We start from the raw sequence: 22,073 nt of genomic DNA on the forward strand, positions 1-22,073 counted from the left end.
GATCGCCGTGATGACCATGACTGCAGGCCTGGGCTTCAAGCTCGAGCATCTCGATGAAGCGCTGACGGCGCGAAACCCGGGCCTGTGGTTCGAGGTGCACGCTGAGAACTATATGGTGGACGGCGGGCCGCGGCTCCGCGCGCTCGTCGCTCTTGCCGAGCGTTTTCAGATCTCCCTTCACGGCGTCGGGCTGTCGCTGGCTTCTATCGAGCCGCCATCGGTGGAACATCTGAGCCGCCTTCGCGCCCTCGCGGATCTCATTCGTCCGGCCGCCGTGTCAGATCATCTGGCCTGGCAGAAGTGGGAGGGCGCGCACCATTCCGACTTCCTCCCCTTCCCGCGCACGCGGCAAGCGCTCGACATTACGTCGGGCAATGTTTCGCGGGTTCAGGATGCCCTCGGGCGCGCGATCATGGTCGAGAATCCCTCGCTCTATGTCGACCTGTCCGGTCATGAGATGGACGAAGCGGCGTTCCTGGCCGAACTCGCCCGGCGCACCGGGTGCGGTTTGCTGGTCGATGTGAACAACATCTACGTCAGCGCGTCGAATCTTCGCTTTTCCGCCGAGGCACGGATCGATGCGATACCGGCGGAGATCGTGGGCGAGATCCATCTTGCCGGACATCGGCCCGACCCCGATCGAGAGAGCGGGCTGCTGATCGACAGCCACGACGCGCCGATCGCCGACCCGGTCTGGAGACTCTATGAACGGCTGATCGCACGTATAGGCGCCCGGCCGACGCTCATCGAGCGCGACGACGACATCCCTCCTTTTCCCGAGTTGATGAGTGAGCGCGATCGTGCCCATCGCCTCCTCGTCGAGCGGATGCCTGTCGATGCTTGACGCTGCCGATTTCCAGCAAGCGTTCGGCGCTATGCTGGCTGCTCCGGACACGGTCGCGGATTCTGCTATCCGTCGCGCGCTCACCATCCATCGCAACACCGCGAGCAAGGCGGCGCGTGATGCCTTGTTCGCCAACTTCCCGGTTGTGGCAGCCCTTGTCGGAGAGGACGCCTTTGCGGCGTGCGCGTCTTCCTATGTCGACGCCGTGCCGCCCGCCGAAGCCCGACTCTGCCTTTATGGAGATCGCTTTCCGCGCTTCGTAGACGCATGGGCCGCTTTTGCCGAGGCACCCTATCTCGGCGACGTGGCGTCGGTCGAGAGGCTGGTCGTCGAAGCGCTGTTCGCGGCCGACGCCCACGTACTCGATCCGAGTGCGCTCGCGAGCGGGATGAACCCTGAGGCGCCGCTGCGCTGGCACCCCGCCACACGGACCGCAAAGACGCTGGTTCCAGCGGCCAGTCTGTGGCTGGCGCATCAGCCGGAAGCGAGCGAGGACGCCCTCGAAACCATCATATGGGAACCGGAGCTCATCCTGATCACGCGTCCCGAGGACGCAATCGAGGTCAGGGCAATCGACGTCCCCACCCGCGCATTCCTCGCTGGGGCGACGCTCGCCGACGCCGCGGCGCGTGCCGCCGGCGAAGACGGCGACGTCGCTCAGATTTTTGCTTCTTTGCTCGGGGCGGGAGCCTTCGCCGCCCAAGACCAACAGGGAGAATTGCAATGAACATCTATGCTCGCGCCGGGGCAACGCTCGATCGGTTTTCCGGCTCGGTCCTTCTGCTCGTCGCCCGTCTCGGCGTCGCCGGCGTCTTCTTCATGTCGGGGCGGACCAAGGTCGATGGCATCCTGCACATTACCGACAGCACCTACTCGCTGTTCGAAACCGACTATAAGATTCCGCTGATCCCGCCGTATTACGCCGCGCATCTGGCGACCTATCAGGAGCATCTCTTCCCGATCCTGCTGGTCCTCGGGCTCTTCAACCGTGTAGCGGCTCTCGGTCTCCTCGGCATGACCACCGTGATCGAGGTCTTCGTCTATCCGGACGCGTGGCCGACGCACCTGAGCTGGGCTGGCCTGTTGCTCCCCATCATCTTCCGTGGCGGCGGCAAGTTCTCGCTCGACTATCTGCTGGGTATCGACCCGCCGCGCGGCGAGCAGGTGAAGGACTATGCCGCTTAACGACGGCGACAATCGCGCACCTCTGACCGCCCGGTTCGGCGCGCTGTGCTACGCGGCGTGGGGCGTATTTCATTGCAAGGTCGCGCTCGACATCTGGCGGTTGGGCGCGGCCCAGCGGGATCTGGCTCAAGGCCGTCTCTATCAGCTGGCCGCCTACATGCTGACGATCGCACTCTTTGTGCTGGTTGTCGGCTTGTGGCGAAACTGGCGCAACGATCGGCTCGGCTATTGGCTGAATCTGGTGGTTGCCGGCTGGGCGGATTCGATATGGGTCGCGGTGGTGGTATTGCCGGGTTATGTCGATCCGATCCGCGGGTTTGTGCCGCCAGCGATTTTCCTCGCCGGCGCCTTCCTCACGACGCTTGCCCGGAGAACTTCACCCCGATGACATCTCTCGCGCTGCTCTATGAACATCCACAGTGGCTCATGCCGCTGTTCGCCGAACTCGATCGGCGAGGCATCTCTTTCGAAGCTCTTGGCGCGGATGGTCATATCTTCGACCCTGCCGATCGTTCCGTGCCCGCGCCGCTGATTTTCAATCGGATCGCGATGTCGAGCTTCCTGCGCGAGCCGGACCATCCGATCTTCTATGCCCAGGCGGCAATGGCGCACTGGCGCAACGCTGGCGCGCGCGTGCTCAACGGCGGTGCCATCATGGGGATCGACGCCTCCAAGGCGCGACAACTCTCGCTGATGACGCATCTCGGCCTTTTGGTACCGGAGACACGGATCGTGCATCGCAGGGCTGACCTCGCCGCTGCGGCTGCGACACTTCGGTTTCCGGTCGTGGTGAAGGCCAACATCGGTGGGTCGGGCGCCGGCATCATGCGGTACGAGACCCTGGACCAGCTGGCCGAGATGGCGACCGAAGGCATGGTGCCCGATAGCATCGACCGCGTCTGGCTGGTTCAGGAATATGTACCAGTCCGCGGCGGGCGGATCACCCGGCTGGAAACGATGGCTGGCCGGTTCCTCTACGCGATCGACGTCGATGGCGGCGGAGGGTTTGATCTCTGCCCGGCCGACGCGTGCGTCGCCGCGCCGGGGAAGGCGGCGATTTCCGTTACGGAGGCAAAGCCGAGCCAGGCGCTGATCAACGCGGCCGAGCGGATCTCGGCGGCGGCTGAACTTGATATCGGCGGCATCGAGGTGATGATCGACGATCGCGACGGAACGTCTCGCTTCTACGACATCAACGGCTTCTCGAACTTCGTCGCCAATCCGGTCGACGTGCTCGGTTGGGATCCGCACGAGAGACTGGTCGATTGGCTCGAAACCCTGATCGAAAAGGTGCCCGCATGAGATATGGCTATTGGATGCCGGTGTTCGGCGGCTGGCTGCGCAATGTCCCCGATGAGGGCATGGATGCGAGCTGGGAATATTCTCGCGATCTCGCTGTCAGGGCCGAACGGATCGGCTACGACCTGACCCTGATCGCCGAACTGAATCTCAACGATATCAAGGGTGCCGAGGCACCGACCCTGGATGCCTGGTCAACGGCGGCTGCGATTGCAGCGGTAACACGCACCCAGGAGATCATGGTCGCGGTTCGGCCAAACTTCCACCAGCCTGCCTTGTTCGCCAAGGCCGCCGCCAACATCGATCGCATTGCCGGCGGGCGGTTGTCGCTCAATGTGGTCTCGTCCTGGTGGGCGGACGAAGCGAAGCAATATGGTCTGCAATTCGACCAGCACGACGACCGCTACGCGCGCACGTCCGAATGGCTGGAAGTGGTCAAGGGGTTATGGGCCGAGGAGCGTTTCGACTTCAGCGGCCGGTTCTACCAGACCGACGGCGCGATCTGCTCACCCAAGCCTGTCCGCGTACCGATCCTCTATGCGGGCGGCGAAAGCGAGGCCGCGAAGACGATGATCACTCAACAATGCGACGCCTATGTCATGCACGGCGATCCTGTCGAGGTCGTCCGGCCGAAAATCGCGGACATACGGGCGCGGCGCGAGGCCGCAGGCGGTTCGCCAATGACCTTTGGTATGGCGGCCTATGCGATCGTCCGCGACAGCGAGGCCGAGGCAAGGCGGGAATTGGACAGGATTCTCGACGTTAAGGATATGCCTGCCGGATATTCGAACTTCGATCAATGGCTATCGGGGACTCAGCTCGAGCGGGAGATGAAGATCCGGGAATATTCGGTTTCGAACCGCGGTTTGCGCCCCAATCTCGTCGGCACACCCGAGCAATTGCGGGAGCGAATCGCGGAATATGAAGCGGCGGGTCTTGATCTTCTGCTTTTGCAGATGAGCCCGCAGAGGGAAGAGATGGAACGCTTCGCGTCGCAGGTAATCCGGGCCCGCGTCCAAGAGCTTGCACCCGCCTGACGTTCTATCGCCACATTCCGTGAAACGAGCTCGCCTGATCGTGACCATGGTATAGGCTTCGCGTCTAACGACGACAGGAATGAGGCGCGGGGCCGGCCGAACGACCGGCATCACTGATATGCCCGAGCCTCGCACCCACCTAGCCGAAGGTGAAGCTGAACGCCTGCACGCCCGGGTCGAGGAACTCGATCTCGAATACATGGTCGGCGACGGGCCCACCCTGCCGCACGAGTTGGTACAGTCGCACGTCGGTGACAATCCCCTCACCCGCCGCATTGACGTCCGAGCCGTGATTGTCCGCGGGCTGCTTGCCGTCGATCGTGACGCGATATCGCACCGGACGACCATTTGTGGTCCCGAGCACGAGATGCAGGTCGCGGGCATGGAAACGATAGGCGATGCGACCGCCCGCATTCGCCAGTGCGGCGCTCTGCGGCCCCACGGTCCAGTTGCCTGACAGGCCCCAGTCGTTGAGCGCGAGCGTGCCGAAGGAATAGCTCTTCAGCTTATCCTCGCTGACGTTGCCCGACGCGAACCGCTCGCCTCGCGCGTAGCCAATGTAGGTCTCGGGCGAGCGCACATCCTGGGCAGCAGCCGCGGCTTCGACGCCGGCGCCTTCCACCTTGACCGTGCCGCTCGCGGTGAAGCCCGGATGTGCCTCGGCCAATAGTCGTTGGATGATGCGTTCGGAACCGGCATAGTCGCCTTCGCCGAAATGATGGTGCCGGATGCGCCCTTGCGCGTCGATGAAGTAATGCGCTGGCCAGTAATGATTGTCGAAGGCTCGCCAGATCGCATAATTGTTGTCGACGGCGACCGGATAGGTGATGCCGAGATCACCCAGAGCCTTCCTGACGTTTGCGGTGTCGCGCTCGAAAGCGAATTCCGGCGTGTGAACGCCAATCACCACGAGGCCCTGGTCACGATATTTCTCCGCCCATGCCCGGACATAGGGTAGGGAGCGCAGGCAGTTGATGCAGGAATAGGTCCAGAAGTCGACCAGAACGACCTTGCCCTTGAGCGCCTTTGCATCGAGCGGCTGCGAATTCAGCCAGGTCACGGCCCCCGAAAGTGGGGGCAACGTTCCCTCCACCGCGAGGGTCTCGTCGTTCTGCTCCGCCGGGCGGCTCATCCCAAAGCGATCGAGGAGGCGTTGCTCGACCGAGTTGGTACCGGCAAGCGAGACGCGCGACAGAAAGCCGGTGTCCGCGCCCAGCGCGATCGCAACGACCGCCAACAGGACCACACCGCCGGCGGCGCGGCGGATCCATTCGCCGACCCCGAGCGAACGCTTCATGGCCTTGAACAGACCGCCGCCCACCAGCAGCGCCAGCCCGAGCGACGTGGCGGCGCCGGCGGCATAAGCGAGCAACAGCAGGGTCGTGGTCGCGCTCGGTCCCTGCAGTGCCGCACCGGTGAGGACGAGACCAAGGATCGGACCGGCGCATGGCGCCCAGAGCAGGCCGGTCGCTATCCCGAGAAGTACCGACGGAATAATCCCGGTCGCATCCCCGGCGCCCTGGGACAGCCGGTTCCCTATTTGGACGATCGGCCGCGTCAGCCGGTCGGCCAACGCGGGAAACAGCAGCGTCACGCCAAAGCCCGCGAGAAGCAGGAGTGCGACACCGCGGCCATATTGGTTTGCGGTGACGATCCAGCCGCCACCGAGCGCTGCGAGCGAGGCGACGATCGCGAACATGAGCGCCATCCCGACCAGCATCGGCAGGCCGTTGGTGAGAAACGGTCGTCCGGCACGGGCAAATACGAAAGGCAGGACGGGCAGGATGCAGGGACTGATGATCGTCAGCGCGCCGCCGAGATAGGCGAGGAGAACAAGAAACATGCCGAGGAGCCGACCTATTGGAGGAGAGGAACTGTACGATATCCGTTCGCGGATGGAGAGCGGTTACAGGCTGTCGCGAACGGCCAAGCCGTCGCCACCAGGATTGTAACGGCCAGGAGCCGTCGAGCGAACCCGAACGAGACTTCTTGGCGGGTGCGCAGGTTATGGGTGAAGCGGTGGTTGAATTAGCCCCTGCCCGTCCCGATGATCAGCGCCATGCCTCGGCTCGCGATGGATATTACGGGAGATGACAATGAGCGACGGCGCCGACAACCTGCCTTGCGGATATGTGCCACCGAAGATCTGGACATGGGACAAGGCGAACGGCGGCCAGTTCGCCAGCATCAACCGCCCCGTTTCGGGGTCAACCCACGAACAGGCCCTGCCCGTGGGCGAACACCCTTTGCAGCTCTACTCACTCGGCACGCCAAACGGACAGAAGGTCACGATCATGCTCGAGGAGCTGCTCGCGATGGGTCATGCCGGTGCTGAATATGATGCGTGGCTCATCAAGATCGGCGACGGCGACCAGTTCGGCAGTGGGTTCGTCGACATCAACCCGAACTCCAAAATCCCGGCATTGATGGACCATTCCACGAACCCGCCGACCCGGTTGTTCGAGAGCGGGTCGATTCTCTTCTACCTCGCCGAAAAGTTCGGCGCCTTCTTGCCCACCGAGCACTACAAGCGGGCCGAGACGATGAACTGGCTGATGTGGCAGATGGGGTCGGCACCGTTCGTTGGCGGCGGCTTCGGCCATTTCTATGCCTACGCACCTCTCAAGATCGAATATGCGATCGATCGCTACGCGATGGAGACGAAGCGGCAGCTTCACGTGCTCGACACCCATCTGGCGACCCGTGAGTTTGTCATCGGCGACGAATATACGATCGCGGATATCGCGATCTGGCCGTGGTACGGCGCGATCATGACCAGCGCCTACAGCGCCCAGGAATTTCTGAATGTCGCAGAGTACGAGCATCTCGCACGCTGGGTCGAGCAAATCGCCAGTCGACCAGCGGTCAAGAGAGGGCGGCGGGTGAACACCACCTTCGGCCCTCCTGAAGCGCAGCTGCCTGAGCGCCACAAAGCAGGTGATTTCGCCGCCTGATGTTCCTCGGCGGATCAGCGATCGAGCGGTCGTCCCCCCTGTCGATTCCCCGCAGCTCGCCCGGCGTCCGATAGTCGCTGGCCGGATGTCACGGAAGCATTTCGGCTCTCCACCAAAGCGGGCTTGAAGATGGCAATGTAACCAGCGCCGAGCCTCACCCGAACTGAAGGCTATGACCAAGCGCAGTGCCGGTACCACGTGCGCTCGCCTGATCGCCTGCTTTCGGGAGTATAAGATGATCGATCCGTTGGTGCGTGACGATGTTCGGGGGTTCCTGTCCTTCCTGGAGGGACTCCCGGGTCCGAAGCTCAACGAACTCTCCCCCGGCGAGGCCAGAGTCCTCGCTCAGTCCGTCTACAGCCAGGTCGAGGTCGAAATCGGAACGGTGCAGACCCTGTCCGATCTGGAGATCGATACCCCGGGCGGTCATCTGTTGCGGGCGCGGCTCTTTGATGCACGTACAGAGCGGGTCCCATCACCCGTGCTGGTCTTTTTTCATGGCGGAGGCTGGGTCGTCGGCGGTCTGGATGCCTATGCGCCGCTGTGCGCGGAAGTCGCACGGGCGCTCATGGTGCCGGTCGTATCGGTCGAATACAGGCTTGCGCCCGAGCACCCTTGGCCGGCAGCGGCCGACGATGCCGAAGCCGCGGCGCGCTGGCTGGCCTCTGCCTCCTCGGAACTCGGCTTCGAAGCGACCGGGCTTGTCCTTGCAGGCGAGAGCGCAGGCGGCAACCTGGCGATCATCACGACGATCGCATTGCGCGATCGTCCGGCGGCGGTTCCCGTCGTGGCGCATTGGGCGATCTGTCCGGTGACCGATCTCGTCACGCCTTATGCGTCGGCGGATCAATTCGGACAGGGCTATTTCTTGACCTCGGGCATGCTCGCCTGGTTCAGCGCCTGCTACCGCCCCGATCCCCAGAATTGGCGTGCCTCGCCCATCGTGGCCGCGTTTGCGGGGATGCCGGCCGCGGTCGTGACGACGGCGAGCCTCGATCCAGTGCGCGACCAGGGACGGGCCTATGCCAGCGCGCTCGTCGAAGCGGGCGTGCCGGTCGCCTTCCACGAAGCACAGGGCAATATCCACGGCTTCACGTCGTTCCGGCGCGCGATACCGTCATCGCAGGCAGACCTTGAGGTCGCTCTCGATGCTCTGGCAAATCTGCTGGCACGCCGGCGCATCGGGTAGCGTCCCCCAGCTTTGTAATGGCCTTCGGCAGCGAACCGTCAGGAACATGCGCGTTGACGTCTATGCGTGTAGACGTTACATCTATGCGTGTAGACGGAGATTCGAGCATGTCCGAAAGGATCACGGAGGCCGAGCAGGTCGTATTGGAGGCTCTGTGGGATAGCGCGCCGGCAACGGCCGCGCAGATTACGGAGCGCGTCTATCCCAAGCGTCAGTGGAACGGGCAGACGGTGAAGACAATCCTCGCGCGGCTGATCCACAAAGGCGCGATCGAGGCGGAAGCGGACGGACGGCGCTTCCTCTATCGACCGCTGATCGATCGTGCGGCGTTGGTTGAAACCGAAGCACAGCATCTCCTCGATCGCCTTTTCGACGGGAAGGCCGCTCCGCTCGTCGCGCATCTCGTCAGGCGGGCCGAACTCAGCGCGAAGGATGCCGAAGATATCGAGCATCTGCTGCAGGCGCTCAAGCGATGAGCGCGTGGTTGGCAACGTCGCTTGCGGCGTCCAGCGTTCTGATGCTCGTGGTCCTGATGCTGCGGAATGTCGTGCGGAGCCGTTTCGGTGCGCGGGCCGCCTACTTCTTGTGGGTGCTTCCGCTGGCCCGGATGCTGACGCCCCCTCTGCCCGGAGCGGCGATGCCAGCCCGGCCGACAATCGATGCGTTGCCGCTCTGGACCGGATCCGCGCTCGATGTTGCCGGGTTCGGACCAGCGGCTCCGGCAAACCCCGCGATGGCCAGTCATTCACCCGGTTTGGCGAGTTTGCTGCTGCTCTGCTGGGCTACCGGTGCCGTGCTGTTCCTGCTCCGGCAGCTGGCCTGCTATCATCGCTTTCTCGGTGTGGCCCAAGGCGGCGCCCGGGAGTTCACGCGTGCAAGAGGCATCTCGGTGTTGTTGAGCACGACGGTACCTGGCGCCTGTTCGACCGGCCTGCTCCGGCGGCGTATTTTCCTGCCTGCCGATCTGACGGTATCGTTTACGCGCGAACAGGTCCGCCTCGTGCTGGCGCACGAAACGGCGCATCATGTGCGACGCGACATATGGGCTAACACCGTCGCATTGCTGATCGTCGCGGTCCATTGGTTCAATCCCCTTGCGCATCTGGCCTATCGGGCGTTCCGCACCGATCAGGAACTGGCCTGCGACGAGACCGTGCTGGCGCACGAAAGCGAGGATGCGTTGCATCCCTATGGGCTGGCACTGGTCCGGGCGGCGACCAATGCTCCACACACGGCCGCGTGCCTGCTGGGATCGGTGGACCATGTCAAAATGCGCCTGTCGCAGATGGCCCGGCCGATGGTGCCCCTCCCCGCGCGCATGACGGGATTGGGCGTGACACTTGCCCTGACCGTCGCCGGCGTGGCGCTCACCGCCTCGACGTTCGCCGCGGAACCGAGCCCGGCGATACCAGCCCTCTTCCCACGGGCAGCTATCGCGCCGACGGCTGTAAGCGTCCCGGCGCCAGAACTCCGTCAGCCGGCTCCTTCTCCGCTGGTCGGCCGCGCAACAGCACGAATGCAGTCCGTCGACGCCGCCGCCGCACCACAAGTCGACAGGGAAGTAGGGAAAATCCTGGCCACGGGACGGGAAACCTTGCGTGCCGCGTGCGGCATCCATAGCCGGATCGAAAACATAGACGCGCCCGGCGTGGACATCGGACCAGGTTCCGGTCTCGCCTATCGTTGCGAAGCCCCCGACGCCATGCGGGCCACATCGCAACGGCTGAAGAATGATGCCGTGAGCCGGATTACCGCGCTGAACCTGAGCGCCGCCGAGAAGACGCGGACTCTGGCGATGATCGAAAGCGGCTTTACCCGGATAGAACAGGACTTCCTGCCCGAAGCAACCGGCTGACCTTCGTCCGGCCCCCGTCGGGGTCTGGATACCGTTCCATCGTGAAAGGATATGAATTGCGCTTTGCAATCATGCCGCTGCTCGCCCTGAGCACGGCACTCCCGCTCCACGCCCAAACCCCGCCCGGCAACAGCGCTCCGCGACTGACGGCGATCGTCGATCCAATCCCGGCGGCCGCCGACAGAAATTTCGAAGGGGTCATCACGCTCGACGTCGATGCATCGCTTATCACGCGTGGGATCGTCGAAGTACAGGAACGCGTGCCCGTCACGAGACCCGGCCCGATCTACCTCCTCTACCCCAAATGGATTCCTGGCGACCATCGCCCATCCGGGTCCATCGACCGGCTCGCGGGCCTCCAGATCACCGCCAACGGAAAGAAGCTCGGCTGGCGTCGCGATACCGTCGATGCGTCTGCGTTCCGGGTGGATGTGCCGGCGGGTGTCACCGTGCTGACCATCGAGTTCCAGTACCTCTCGGCACCGTCGAGCCTGTTCACGCCGCAGATGCTCAGATGGTCTTCCCTTCTCCTCTATCCGGCAGGCTATTTCGTCCGGGACATCGCCGTGCAGGCGGCACTGCGCTTGCCAGACGGCTGGACCGGCGCGAGCGCTCTTTCGAGCGGACCGATCGGTTCAACGGCGTCCTTCGATACCGTACCGCTCGACACGCTGGTCGACAGTCCCGTCCTCACCGGCCGACACATCAAGAGCCTGGATCTCGGCGCCAACGTGTCGCTTGCTGCGGCCGGCGAGAAGGAAGAGCAGCTCACCGTTTCGCCGAAGCAGCTGGAGGGACTTCGATCACTGGTCGAACAGGCGGATCGACTGTTCGGCGCCCGCCACTTCGATCGGTATGCATTCCTCGTCAGCATATCGGCGCGCAACGGCGGCACGGGTGTCGAGCATCATCGCAGCTCCGAGAACTATGAGGATGACGCTTTCTTCACGTCGCCGGACGAAAACCCCGACGCGCAGACGATCCTCCCACACGAATATGCGCATAGCTGGAACGGTAAGTTCAGAAGGCCTGCGGATCTCTGGACGCCGGACTATCGCACACCGATGCAGGATGACCTGCTCTGGGTCTATGAGGGGCAGACCAGCTTCTGGGAATCGGTGCTGGCCGCGCGCTCGGGGCTTCTGTCGCGAGAGATGATACTCGGTCGGTTCGCGTCTCTCGCAGCCACCTACATGGAAGCGCAACCGGGCAGCCGTTGGCGATCTCTCCAGGACACGACGGCCGAGCCTCTCATCTTCCGTGGCTCCAGCCCGTCGCCCAGCTGGCAGCGGGATTTCGATTTCTACACGGAAGCGGCGCTACTCTGGCTCGACGTGGACCAACTCATTCGTGAGCAGAGCGCCGGGAAACGCTCGCTCGACGATTTTGCCCGTGCCTTTTTCGGTCCGAGAGACGGCGATTGGGGCGAAGTGACCTATGATTTCGATGATGTCGTCGCCGCGCTCAACGCGGTCGCGCGCCATGACTGGGGCAGCTTTCTTCGCCGGCATCTCGAGCAGACCGATGGGACTGCACCCGTCGACTGGATCGACCGGGGAGGATATCGTCTCGTCTGGCGCGATCGGCCGAACTCCTATGACCTGGCTGTCGACAAGGCCGATGGCATTACCGACTATACCCACTCGATCGGATTGACGCTCGGCGCCGGCAACAAGGTCGCATCCGTGCTTTGGGACGGGCCAGCCTTCAAGGCAGGCTTGTCACCGCGAACGACGTTGGTTTCCGTCAATGGAGTGCCATACAGCATACAGGTGCTGGAGGATGCGATCCGCAGCGCCGCGTCGACGAGGCAGCCGATTGTCCTGGGAGCGAAGGACGAAGACGGCGAACACGACTTCTCGATCGAGTGGACCGGCGGCCTGCGTTACCCGTGGCTTGAAAAGGCGGTGAAGGGGATAGCACCGCTTGACCGGACGCTATCACCCCTACCCCGCTGACTTCGCGCCCCGGTCGACCAGCCGGTGGGCGGGTTGCCCACCGTCCGCCGATCAGTTGCGGCCAGCCATCACGCCGCCATCGACGTCGTGGATAGCGCCCGTCGTCCAGCTCGCTTTGTCGGAGAGCAGGAAGGCGACATGCTCGGCGACGTCTTCGGCACGGCCGACGCGGCCGATCGGGTGGAAGGCGTCGAACGCGCCCGTCAGGGTTTCCTCGATCTGCGCGGGATCGATGAACGCGGCATAGATCGGGGTCACCACCACGGCCGGGGCAACGGCATTGACGCGGATATTCTTGTCCGAGAGTTCCATCGCGAGGTGCTGGGTGAAGGCGTGGAGCCCCGCCTTCGCCATGGAGTAGGCCGAGGACGGCGTCGCTTTGACCGCCTGGCGTGCCCACATCGAGCCGATGTTGACGATTGCGCCGCGGCCGTTCGCGGCCATATTGCGGGCGACCGCCTGGGTGATGAAGAATATCGCCCGATTGATGCCGGCATAGACATCATAGTCACCAGCCTCATGGTCCAGAAACGGCTTTGGGAGGAAGTAGCCAGCGGCGTTTACGAGTTTGACGATCGCGCGGGTCTCGACCGCGATGTGGGCGATCAGCCGCTCGACCGCCTTAGGGTTGTGGAGGTCCGCAGCGAAGACCTCCGTTTTACCCCCGGCCAGCTCGATCTCGTGGCGGGCAGCCTCGAGCTTCCCCGGATCGCGCGCCACAAGCACGACGGTCAGGCCTTGGGCCGCAAGGAGCTTGGCAGTCGCCAGTCCCATCCCGCTCGAGCCGCCTACGACATAGGCCAACCGGACAACGTTATTCGCAGCCATGATTTCAACTCCATACGTCTATCTAACGTTAGATAGACGTATGCGATCTTGCTCATGGACGGTCAATTATCTATCTAACGTTAGATAGAGGAAAACTGTTATGCGAGAAACTATACTTGACGTGACCGAACGGCGCGTCCGCCTGGCAGGCTATAATGGCTTCAGTTTCCGCGATGTCGCAGCCGACGCCGGCATCAAGAGCTCGAGCGTTCACTACCACTTCCCGGGGAAGGAGTTGCTCGTCGACGCGATCGCCGAACGCTATACAGAGCGCGCCCGGGAATGGCTTGGCGACCAGGCTGAGGGGAGCGCCGACGCGGCCGTCGAGCGGGTCGCCGCCCTTTTCCTCAAAGCCAATGAAACCGACGACCTGATGTGTTTGTGCGGGCTCCTGGGCGCGGAGAGCGGTGGTCTTCCGCCCGTTCTGCGCCCGCGAGTCTCCGCGTTCTTCACGCTGCTGATTGACTGGCTCGATACCGCGCTGACGGAAAGCGGCACGCGCCTCACGGCGCGCGAGGTCGTAGCCCAGCTCGAGGGAGGATTGATGATGAGCCGTACGCTGGAGGACCCGGCGCTCTTGCGGGATCTCGTGGCACGGCTCTCCGAGCGCGCCAAAGACTGATCGCGCCTCTTCCGGTCACTCGCGCACCATCACACTTCCCTCGTCTGCCGATGCGGCTGCAACAGGGGCGTCAGTGCCAGCATGACCGCGGCGACGCCGGCCAACATGCAGAGGGGTAGCGCGAAACTTCCGGTCGCATCGCGCAATACCCCAACCGAAAACGGTCCGCTCGCGGCGATCAGGTACCCGATCGTCAGAACGAACGCGTTCCAGGCATTGGCTTCCTCAGGTTCGTGAGTGTTGTCGAGCGGAAGGGTCATGCCCAGCGTGAAGGCACCGCCGAGACCGATCGCGAGGACCGGGACGGCAAGGAAGGGGAAACGGGTGGGTGCGGCCGCCAGGAGGACGAAACCGGCAAACGCCAGAATCCCCGACAGTGCAAGAAGGAGTCGGCGATCCTCGTTACGACTGAGCGCGCCGAATACCGGGTTCGCCAGGGTGAAGGCGACGGTGAAGCTCGCCAGCACGAGACCAGAGCTGGTCGCACCGAACCCGTCTTCCCGGAACAGGGGAGCCAGCCAGGTGATGCAGGCGTAGAATAGGAAATTCTGGCAGGCGAAGAATAGCGCCACGAGCCATGCCGTCCGATTGCCGACAGGCAGGGGAAATCGCTTCGACGACGTCCGCGACAAGCGCTCGGGTCGATCGTGCCGTGCCACGAAGAACCACGCCGAGAGTGCGACGATACCGAGTACGCTCCAAAGTCCGGATGCCACCCTCCATCCGCCCGTCGTCGCGGCGATCGGTCCCGTTATGGCGGCGGAGACGGTGCTGCCCAGGGATAAAGCGGTGGCATAGATCCCCATGGCGAAGGCGGCACGGGCCGGAAAGCTTGCCTTGATGAATCCGGCGATGAGGGCCCCGGCGACGGCGATCCCCGCGCCGACGCCCGCTGTCGCCAGGAGCAGCCAGGCGGTCGAGGGCGCAAAGGCCCGCCCGAGCGTCGCAGCGAACAGCAGCGCCAGAGCCCCGAGGATGACCCGGTCGCGTCCCAGGCGACGCGCAAGCCAGGGAGTTGGAAGCGCCAACGCACCCATCAGCAGGTCGGGGATCGCTGTGAGAAGGGACGCGATCGTGTGGGAAAGCCCGAATTCCTCGCGGATCAACGGTAATATGGGCCCGGTCGAAACGATGCCTGGCCGCAGGTCTATGGCGACCAGGACGATGCAGGTCATCGCGATCGGGAATGCGATATCCATTCCCGCACGGTCAGCGGCAACCGAAAGCGGCGAGGTTTGGGGGATCGGCGCCGCCTGGAGCAGCGAGGCTGTCACCGGACGTGTGGGCTTGGACCGGATCGACATCGCTCGTCCCGCTCTTCACTTCTTGGCCGGCTTGCGGAAGCGCAGCGTCATCCGATCGCTCTCGCCGATCGCGTCATAATGCGCGCGCTGCTCGGCCGTCAGCGCCGGGCGATTGGGCAAGACACTCAGGCGCCCCGGGGGCAGGGTCCAGACGCCGAAGGGATAGTCCTTGGTATCAGCGGGGTTCGCGTTCAGTTCCGAGGTCGCCTCGAGTTCGAAGCCCGCCTTGCGAACGGTCGCGACCACCACGGACGTGGGCACATAGCCGGTGAAGGGTTCGCCGGTCAGTCTGGGATTGATCTGAGGGTCGGCGCGATGCTCCTCGACGGCCAGAATGCCGCCCGGTTTCAGCGCCCGGTAGATGTCGCGCAGGACCTTGTCGGCATAGCCATCATGGATCCAGTTGTGGATCTCGCGCGTGCTGAAGACGATATCGACGCTGTTGGGCGGAAGCTTCAATCCGCCCCCGCTGAACTCCGCATAGCGCACCTTACCGTATCGAGCCGCGTTGGGCGGTGTGGCGCCCGGCTTCGCACCCGGCAGATTGGGGTCGGAAAGATCCGCACCCCAGGGGTTCGAAGGTACCGCTACACCAGCGATATAGGTGCCGCCGGTCTGGGCAAGATAGGGCGCGATGATCTCCGCATAATATCCACCCTCGGGCTGGATATCGAGGACGGTCTGGCCCGGCTTCAGCCCCCAGAAGGTCAGGCTCTCGACCGGTCGGCGATACTGGTCGCGCGCCTTATCCTTGGCGCTTCGGTCGGGCGCGGCGACGGTTGCGACCAGCATCGCATCTGGGCTCGTCGACTGACCGGCCACGGTCGCGACCGGAGGGAAAGCCAGGGCGCAGGCGACCGGTATGAGCAGGGGAACGAGGCGCATATGCGAATCCTTTCGAAGCATCGGCGCCGAAGGCTCTCGCCCCCTGCCGCTTGTCCCGGATCATCGAGCAGCCGCGGCGGGATGATAATGTCGAAAATCGGCAATTCTTCGTTGCGGTGCCTGCTGACGAGCAATGCCTGAGATCGTCGGCCGAACTGCTAGTCACGCTCCAGCCAGAATAGCTCGCCGCTTGGCTCGTGGAGAAAACAGGCAGCATCGATCAGACGGAGCCCCTGTCCTGACTTCAACATCCAGTGGCGAGCGCCGATCTGGGTGCGTACCCCACGACGGGTGGCGATGGTCGCCAGATAGCGATACTCGATGGCGGTGAACGCCGACCCGTCCTCGCCCTTCACTGCGCAACGCCGCAGTTCCTTGCGTTCGGGTCCGGCATCCGCCACCGGCGGCATCAGAATGGGCGCGTCGGAAGAAATTTGCCGTTCAACGTGATGACGACGCGCTCTCCACCTTCCCGGTCCTCTTCCCGACCGACGGTCATCTTGAAGTTGATCGCGCTCATGATCCCGTCGCCGAAGCGTTCATGGATCAATGCCTTCAGCGTCGTTCCATAGACCTGCACGATCTCGTGGAAGCGATAGATGGTGGGGTCGGTCGGCGGCTGCACCGACAGACTACCGCGCATCGGAATCGCCTGGAGATCAAGCGCGGCTTGATCAGGCAATCCGAGCTTCTCGACGACGCGGGTCGCCACGTCTTCGGGAAGCGGATGCTGGCCAAGCAGGGCGGCAGTCACGAACTCGGTGCTGATCCCGGTTCCCTCGGCGATATCGTCCCAACTCAAACCCTTGGCGCGCTTGGCCTCCAGGGTGGCCTCCGCGAGGTTTGCCCGCGCTTCGGGCGAGATATGCGTGGTATCATCGCTGGTCTCCTTTGACGCGCTCAGGCGGCGGCGTGGGTCTGCTCGAGCTGATCGACGGTCTCGGCCGTGGTCCAGATGGCGTGAGCCAGGAACCGGAAGTTGATCAGGGCCGCAAGATAGCCGTCGCCCTCCGGCAAGCGTGGCCCGGCCGTTGCGTCACGCACCACCACCACCTCGAAGCCCTGCTCAACGAGCTCGCGCAGGTGCGATTCCACGCAGAGATTGGCTGCCATGCCGGCGAGGATGACCTGGGAGACGCCACGCTTGCGCAGCTGGAGCGAAAGGTCATTGCTCTCGGGGCCATAAACCTTGTGCGGTGACGCGATGATCGTGTCGCCATCGAGAATATGGTCTTTGAACGCAGGCAGGAAGTCGGCGCCGCTATTCTCGAAGCCGTCCAGCGATAGTGGCCCCTTTCGCCCGAACATCCCGATCCCGTGCATTACCTTCTCGAGCGGACCACCGAACCTCCAGGCGTGATCGGTCGGATAGTAATAATGAGGCGAGACAGCGACGGTGATGCCTGCAGCCTTGGCGGCCTCGAACAGCTGCCGCAGATGATCGACAGTGCCGTTCTCGGTGATGCTCTCGCCGAAATAGGGCCAGCTCACCCCCTCCGGGCTCAGAAAGTCGATCTGGGGGTCGACGACGACAAGGGCCACCTTCGTATGATCAAGCGCAAACCCGGTGGCGGGCAGCACAGGGTCAGTCGGGTCGGCATAGAGCGGATTGCCGATGTTCACGTCATCCAGAGCCATGGAATCCTCCTGTCTCGCTGTTCGATCAAGTGGTCTTCGGGCGTTTCGGGAGAAAGACCGAGAGAAGCGCCTCGAACCGGGCGAAAGCGGTGGGGCCGCGCTCGACCTTGGCCCGCATCACGGCACCCTCGAAGGCTTCCACCAGCACTGCGGCGAGCGCTGCCGGCTCCAGCCCGGATTGCAGCGTCCCGTCCGCCTGAGCACCCTCAAGGCACGCGGCAAGAGCTGCATCCCAACGGCGAAGCAGCAGGGCGGCACGCTCGCGCACCGGGTCGCTGGTGTTGCCGAGCTCGAGCGCAAGATTGCCGATCAGGCACCCCGGACCAAACCCGGTGTCGGCGTGCATCTGGGAGAGCCCACGAAAAAAAGCTCTCACCCTATCGGCCGGATTGAGGCGCCGGTCGTCGAGCCTGGCCAGATGGTCGCGCTCGATCTCTTCCCAATAGGCGTCCAGAATCGCGAGTCCGAACCCCTCTTTTGTCGCGAAGTAATTGTAGAAGGATCCCTTGGGCACGCCGGCTGCGGTCGCAACGTCCTGCACGCCGGTCGCATGAAAGCCCTGGCGGCGGACGAGATCTCCGCCGGTTCCAACCAGGCGGGCATGGGTCTGTGGATTCGCTGGTCTTGCCATGAGATAATAGATAACCAGTCGCTTTATCAGCGTCAAGCGGGATTCTGAGCGCTTGTCGGGCGCCGCACCTGTGACGCCGGAAATTCTTCTGGCGGCGTAACTCAGCGAGGCGTCCCGGCGAACCCATGATTGTCGCCGCCCCTGATCCCCGCACGGCGACAATGCCGTCCCCTCGTGCCCGGTTGCTCCTGGACGTGGCACGAGGACAGACGGCCTGTGAAACGGTGCCGGGCGGCCCCCCTGTCGCCCGGCACCGCGAGCTACATCGCACCGCCGTCCGGATTTCTTCACTAACCGCGATAATGATTTTCCCATAAGCCCGATTATCATCGGATTGGCATCAACTATCGTCGCAGCAACCACCTCACAAAGCTGGAAGCCGACGAAATGAAGAATGTCCCTGGATCATCGCCGACCGGATCATCCACATGGTCTGCCCTGACTTGCATTGCGCTTCTCCTGGTCTCCGGCGCGACCGTGGCGGCGCGGGCCCGGGCGGCACCGAGCACGCACCAAGGATCCCTCGGCGCGTCCGATCGGCAGCGCGACGCGCACCTCGCCGCGGCGCTCTCCTCGACCGTGCGCACCGCCGCCGATCGCGCGCGCGACCATGATCGCCACCCCTACGAGACGCTGCGCTTCTGGGGTCTGCGCCCCGGGATGACGGTCGTCGATCTGCAGCCCGAGGGCGGCTACTGGACCCGTATCCTGGCGCCTTATCTCGCCAGGACCCGCGGCATCTATATCGCGGGCGTCCCGGATCTCGGAAACGACCGGTGGCGGAACCTGCTGGTCGGAGGGAATGGCGGCGATGAACCCAGCCGAGCCGCTTTTGCTCGCCTGGGGCCCATCCGTTATGCGACCTTTGGGCCGCGATCCGGCTTGCTGGCGAGACCGGGAAGCGTCGACCTGGTCCTCGCCTCCCGCGAAGTGCATCAGTGGCTGCACGAGCGTTATGCCGACAAGGGTTTCCGCGACGTCTATCGCGCGCTGAAGCCGGGAGGCATCCTCGCGATCGAGGAACATCGCGCTGAGCCGCAGATCGATCCGGTCCTGACCGGAGATCCATTCACTGGCTATGTCCCGACCAGGGTCGTGATCGCCGCTGCGACGAAAGCCGGCTTCGTGCTCGACGCATCGTCCGAGATCAACGCCAATCCCACGGACATCAAGACTTACCCCCTGGGTGTCTGGACACTCAAGCCCACCCAGCTCAGCGAAATTCCAGGTCAGCCGACCGTGAGCGCGGCGGACCGGGTCCGTTTCGACGCGATTGGCGAGAGCGACCGCATGACGCTGCGTTTTCGCAAGCCCCTTTCCCCTGCCCCCGCAACCCGCGGCTGACACGTCACGCTTTGCTGGCACTCAACTCTGGAGACTTTAGATGAACACGATCCATCAAGGCCCGGCGTTGTTGCCGGCCGGCCGGACCTTCTTTGGCCATCCGCTCGGACTCGGCCCCCTCTCGTTCGCCGGTTCGTTCGAGCGCTTCGCTTATTATGGCATGCAGTCGCTGCTTGTGCTCTACATGACGCACTGGCTGCTTCAGCCCGATCATGTCGGGCAGGTCTGGGGCCTTGCCGCTCTCGAGCGCTTGCTCGGCAACGGTGATATGCACCAGTCGCCGCAAAAGCTCGCCTCCTACATCTTCGGGCTCTACGCGGGGCTCGCTTATCTCACGCCGATCATCGGCGGCGCGATCGCGGATCGCTGGGTCGGCAAGACCCGCGCCGTGGTCGCCGGGGCAGTCATGATGACGATCGGCCATATCCTGATGGCGTTCGATCGTACCTTTCTGCTCGCGCTTCTCTTCCTGCTGCTGGGGCTCGGCGCGTTCCGCAGCAATCACGCCGGGCAGATCGGCGCCTTGTATCGGGCCGGCGACGAACGCCGCTCGGACGGTTTTCAGCTCTACATGTTCGGTGTCCAGATCGCCGGTATCCTGGCGCCGCTTGTCTGCGGAAGCCTCGGCCAGGATGTCGCGTGGCGGTGGGGATTCACTGCCGCCGGCGTCGGCATGACGATCGGTCTGATCATCTACGTGGCGGGCCTTGGGACCATCCCGGTGAACTCGCCCGCGCGCGCCGGCAATCAGCCTGTCCAGCTCACGAAGCATGATGTGCGCAACATCGCCATCCTCATCCTTCTCCTGCCGGTGCTTACCATAACCCAGATCGGCAACCAGCAGACCTTCAACGCCTATCTGATCTGGGGCGAGGCCAATTACGACCTGATGCTGTTCGGGCACATGCTGCCAATCACCTGGCTCTTGTCCTTCGGGGCGGTGATCAGCACCGTGGTGATGGGTCTCTCGGTCGCCTTCTGGCGCGCTTGGGGTCGCCGGCGGCCCGAGCCCAGCGAATTGGCCAAGCTCACGATCGGTGCAGCATTCTCGGCGCTCGCGCCGCTCGCGCTGGCGATCGCGACAAAGAACGCCGGGGCTCCGCACCAGGTAGCCCTGGGGTGGGCTCTGGCCTTCCACATCCTCAACAATATCGGCTTCGCCCACAGCCTGCCCGTCGCGCTTGCGCTATACTCGCGCATGGCGCCGCGTGGCACCTGCGGGACCATGATCGCGCTCTGCTATCTCCACCTCTTCGCCGCAAACCTCCTCGTTGGTTGGCTGGGTGCGATGTATGAGCCGAGCTCGGCCGTATCCTTCTGGCTACTGCATTCGGGCCTGATCGCCGGAGCTGCAATTGTTTTGCTCGGCGTGTGGCTGGTACTGGGCGGCCAATTTGCGGCCGGGCCGCAGAAACTCACCGATCGCGCCACCACCATTCGCGATTCGCTCGAGGCGATCGCAGAATGAAGCCTCTGGACGGGAGCCAAGAACCCCACTCCCCGCCTGGTGGAGCATCCGTGGACCTACGGTTTCGTGATCCGCCGGCGAAGTTCGGCCAAAGGTGCCCGATCGTCAAAGCGCGTGCCGCCCTGCGCGTCCATCCCGACGCCGAGTTGCCGGAAAAGATCGCTCAGGTCCGTATCGATAGGCTGCTCGGCAAACCGGACATAGAGATCCTGCAGGGAGCGCGTTCCGGCCGCCATGTCACCGACCGCCATCAGCTGCTCGGGCGACCACTCGACCGTGTTTCCGCCGCTCTCACGGTTGATGCGCTGCAGGGCATTGCGCAGGGAATATCTCCCGCCGCTGTCCTGGTAGATTGCGATGTCGGCGAGCAGCCAGAAGGTTGCGCCGCCCCAGTAGAGCCGGCCCCAGGCGCGGGTTCCGTCCATTCCCGGGTCGTCGGCCTTGGGCGTGCCCTTGGGCATGCCGAGGATCGACTCCCGCCACACCTCCTCGACAGGCAGTTCGCCGACCAGCGCCCGGGCGATCGGTTCGACATAGGTCGCATTGCCCTCCTGGAGCCACAGCGCTCGGCGAGGAAGGTTCGGGAGGGCTGTGTGGACCATCTCATGGACCAGCACCCAATCGCGATGGAAGGCGGTCGCATCGGCCGCTACGCCGACATGAATCCGGGTCGCGGTGCCGGCATAGCCGAACGTCGTTGCATGGCCGACGTGATCGCCGGGCTCGGCAATCACCAATAGCCCATAGTCCTTGACCGGATAACGGCCGAAATAGGCGGTTACCGCAGCGACCGCGGTGCGTACCCAGGAGACCACGCGATCGCGATCGAGGCCGGGTGCTCCATCGGCAAACACGAGGTTGATCGTGCCGGCTCCGACACGGAGGATCTGACCCGGCTGGCGCCGCAGGGCGCCATACATGTCGTCCGGATCGTCATAGCTCGGTGCCGCGATCGCGCCCGCGAGCGAAGTGATCCCGAACGCAGCAGCGCCGAGACCCATGACCGCGGCACGCCGGTCGAGACGCAGCACG

Annotated in this window: 23 protein-coding genes; 14 read left to right on the forward strand and 9 right to left on the reverse strand. The window is 64.0% G+C overall.

All coding sequences use genetic code 11. The features are described 5' to 3' along the window. Positions 1 to 10: 10 nt before the first annotated feature. Genes bufB through ACODRZ_RS14055 form a run of 6 tightly spaced genes read left to right on the forward strand, consistent with a single transcriptional unit; the run spans position 11 to position 4,365 of the window. Positions 11 to 844, forward strand: coding sequence for an MNIO family bufferin maturase (gene bufB / locus ACODRZ_RS14030; protein WP_159832037.1), 834 nt, complete (start codon positions 11 to 13; stop codon positions 842 to 844). Beyond that, positions 837 to 1,571 (forward strand): HvfC/BufC N-terminal domain-containing protein, encoded by a 735-nt coding sequence (locus ACODRZ_RS14035; protein WP_159832038.1) that lies wholly within the window; start codon positions 837 to 839, stop codon positions 1,569 to 1,571. The genes bufB and ACODRZ_RS14035 overlap by 8 nt, the downstream gene beginning before the upstream one ends. After that, the gene (locus tag ACODRZ_RS14040; protein WP_159832039.1) at positions 1,568 to 2,029 is read left to right on the forward strand and encodes a DoxX family protein; all 462 of its coding nucleotides are present in this window, start codon (positions 1,568 to 1,570) and stop codon (positions 2,027 to 2,029) included. Before ACODRZ_RS14035 ends, ACODRZ_RS14040 begins: the two co-directional genes overlap by 4 nt. After that, the gene (locus tag ACODRZ_RS14045) at positions 2,019 to 2,417 is read left to right on the forward strand and encodes a hypothetical protein (protein WP_159832040.1); all 399 of its coding nucleotides are present in this window, start codon (positions 2,019 to 2,021) and stop codon (positions 2,415 to 2,417) included. Before ACODRZ_RS14040 ends, ACODRZ_RS14045 begins: the two co-directional genes overlap by 11 nt. Continuing rightward, on the forward strand, positions 2,414 to 3,331 hold the full coding sequence (locus ACODRZ_RS14050) for an ATP-grasp domain-containing protein (protein ID WP_159832067.1): 918 nt from the start codon (positions 2,414 to 2,416) through the stop codon (positions 3,329 to 3,331). The genes ACODRZ_RS14045 and ACODRZ_RS14050 overlap by 4 nt, the downstream gene beginning before the upstream one ends. Next, positions 3,328 to 4,365, forward strand: a complete 1,038-nt coding sequence (locus tag ACODRZ_RS14055; RefSeq protein ID WP_159832041.1) for an LLM class flavin-dependent oxidoreductase — start codon at positions 3,328 to 3,330, stop codon at positions 4,363 to 4,365. Before ACODRZ_RS14050 ends, ACODRZ_RS14055 begins: the two co-directional genes overlap by 4 nt. Positions 4,366 to 4,504: 139 nt before the next feature. Here ACODRZ_RS14055 and ACODRZ_RS14060 read toward each other — a convergent pair whose 3' ends face one another. Further along, a complete protein-coding gene (locus ACODRZ_RS14060) occupies positions 4,505 to 6,208 on the reverse strand; it encodes a cytochrome c biogenesis protein DipZ (protein WP_159832042.1) in 1,704 nt (567 codons plus the stop codon). Positions 6,209 to 6,455: 247 nt separating this feature from the next. On the opposite strand from ACODRZ_RS14060, the gene yghU reads away from it, so the two are divergent. The 5 genes from yghU to ACODRZ_RS14085 all read left to right on the forward strand — a co-directional run bounded on the left by yghU (position 6,456) and on the right by ACODRZ_RS14085 (position 12,321). After that, the gene (yghU, locus tag ACODRZ_RS14065; RefSeq protein WP_159832043.1) at positions 6,456 to 7,319 is read left to right on the forward strand and encodes a glutathione-dependent disulfide-bond oxidoreductase; all 864 of its coding nucleotides are present in this window, start codon (positions 6,456 to 6,458) and stop codon (positions 7,317 to 7,319) included. A 235-nt stretch (positions 7,320 to 7,554) separates the two neighbouring features. Further along, positions 7,555 to 8,508, forward strand: coding sequence for an alpha/beta hydrolase (locus ACODRZ_RS14070; RefSeq protein WP_159832044.1), 954 nt, complete (start codon positions 7,555 to 7,557; stop codon positions 8,506 to 8,508). 107 nt (positions 8,509 to 8,615) lie between these two features. Beyond that, positions 8,616 to 8,984, forward strand: coding sequence for a BlaI/MecI/CopY family transcriptional regulator (locus tag ACODRZ_RS14075; RefSeq protein ID WP_159832045.1), 369 nt, complete (start codon positions 8,616 to 8,618; stop codon positions 8,982 to 8,984). Further along, positions 8,981 to 10,363 (forward strand): M56 family metallopeptidase, encoded by a 1,383-nt coding sequence (locus ACODRZ_RS14080; protein WP_159832046.1) that lies wholly within the window; start codon positions 8,981 to 8,983, stop codon positions 10,361 to 10,363. Before ACODRZ_RS14075 ends, ACODRZ_RS14080 begins: the two co-directional genes overlap by 4 nt. A 56-nt stretch (positions 10,364 to 10,419) precedes the next feature. After that, on the forward strand, positions 10,420 to 12,321 hold the full coding sequence (locus ACODRZ_RS14085) for a M61 family metallopeptidase (protein ID WP_159832047.1): 1,902 nt from the start codon (positions 10,420 to 10,422) through the stop codon (positions 12,319 to 12,321). Positions 12,322 to 12,372: 51 nt separating this feature from the next. Here the strand turns inward: ACODRZ_RS14085 and ACODRZ_RS14090 are convergent, their stop codons facing one another. Then, a complete protein-coding gene (locus ACODRZ_RS14090; RefSeq protein ID WP_159832048.1) occupies positions 12,373 to 13,149 on the reverse strand; it encodes an SDR family NAD(P)-dependent oxidoreductase in 777 nt (258 codons plus the stop codon). Between the two features lie 121 nt (positions 13,150 to 13,270). Here ACODRZ_RS14090 and ACODRZ_RS14095 point away from each other — a divergent pair, with 121 nt between their 5' ends. Further along, entirely contained in the window at positions 13,271 to 13,771 is a 501-nt protein-coding gene (locus ACODRZ_RS14095; protein WP_201282588.1) for a TetR/AcrR family transcriptional regulator, read from the forward strand. 29 nt (positions 13,772 to 13,800) lie between these two features. Here ACODRZ_RS14095 and ACODRZ_RS14100 read toward each other — a convergent pair whose 3' ends face one another. The 6 genes from ACODRZ_RS14100 to ACODRZ_RS14125 form a co-directional block, all read right to left on the reverse strand. Then, positions 13,801 to 15,075 carry an MFS transporter gene (locus tag ACODRZ_RS14100; protein WP_488971404.1) on the reverse strand — a complete coding sequence of 425 codons (1,275 nt, stop codon included), beginning with the start codon at positions 15,073 to 15,075 and terminating at the stop codon, positions 13,801 to 13,803. A gap of 15 nt (positions 15,076 to 15,090) precedes the next feature. Next, entirely contained in the window at positions 15,091 to 15,960 is an 870-nt protein-coding gene (locus ACODRZ_RS14105) for a class I SAM-dependent methyltransferase (protein ID WP_159832050.1), read from the reverse strand. A 158-nt stretch (positions 15,961 to 16,118) separates the two neighbouring features. Beyond that, positions 16,119 to 16,370, reverse strand: a complete 252-nt coding sequence (locus ACODRZ_RS14110) for a hypothetical protein (protein WP_159832051.1) — start codon at positions 16,368 to 16,370, stop codon at positions 16,119 to 16,121. Beyond that, positions 16,370 to 16,915 (reverse strand): cyanase, encoded by a 546-nt coding sequence (cynS, locus tag ACODRZ_RS14115; protein WP_488986210.1) that lies wholly within the window; start codon positions 16,913 to 16,915, stop codon positions 16,370 to 16,372. Before cynS ends, ACODRZ_RS14110 begins: the two co-directional genes overlap by 1 nt. Beyond that, on the reverse strand, positions 16,861 to 17,598 hold the full coding sequence (locus ACODRZ_RS14120) for a cysteine hydrolase family protein (protein WP_159832053.1): 738 nt from the start codon (positions 17,596 to 17,598) through the stop codon (positions 16,861 to 16,863). The genes cynS and ACODRZ_RS14120 overlap by 55 nt, the downstream gene beginning before the upstream one ends. Before the next feature lie 25 nt (positions 17,599 to 17,623). Continuing rightward, the gene (locus ACODRZ_RS14125) at positions 17,624 to 18,265 is read right to left on the reverse strand and encodes a TetR/AcrR family transcriptional regulator (protein WP_488971403.1); all 642 of its coding nucleotides are present in this window, start codon (positions 18,263 to 18,265) and stop codon (positions 17,624 to 17,626) included. 351 nt (positions 18,266 to 18,616) lie between these two features. On the opposite strand from ACODRZ_RS14125, the gene ACODRZ_RS14130 reads away from it, so the two are divergent. Continuing rightward, positions 18,617 to 19,573, forward strand: coding sequence for a class I SAM-dependent methyltransferase (locus ACODRZ_RS14130; protein ID WP_236549549.1), 957 nt, complete (start codon positions 18,617 to 18,619; stop codon positions 19,571 to 19,573). A 40-nt stretch (positions 19,574 to 19,613) separates the two neighbouring features. Beyond that, positions 19,614 to 21,041: a peptide MFS transporter gene (locus ACODRZ_RS14135; protein WP_159832055.1), complete on the forward strand. Its 1,428-nt coding sequence runs from the start codon at positions 19,614 to 19,616 to the stop codon at positions 21,039 to 21,041. Between the two features lie 56 nt (positions 21,042 to 21,097). Here ACODRZ_RS14135 and ACODRZ_RS14140 read toward each other — a convergent pair whose 3' ends face one another. After that, the gene (locus ACODRZ_RS14140) at positions 21,098 to 22,072 is read right to left on the reverse strand and encodes a gluzincin family metallopeptidase (RefSeq protein WP_159832056.1); all 975 of its coding nucleotides are present in this window, start codon (positions 22,070 to 22,072) and stop codon (positions 21,098 to 21,100) included. Position 22,073 lies beyond the last annotated feature (1 nt).

The sequence above is a fragment of the Novosphingobium sp. FG90 genome (assembly GCF_057808725.1).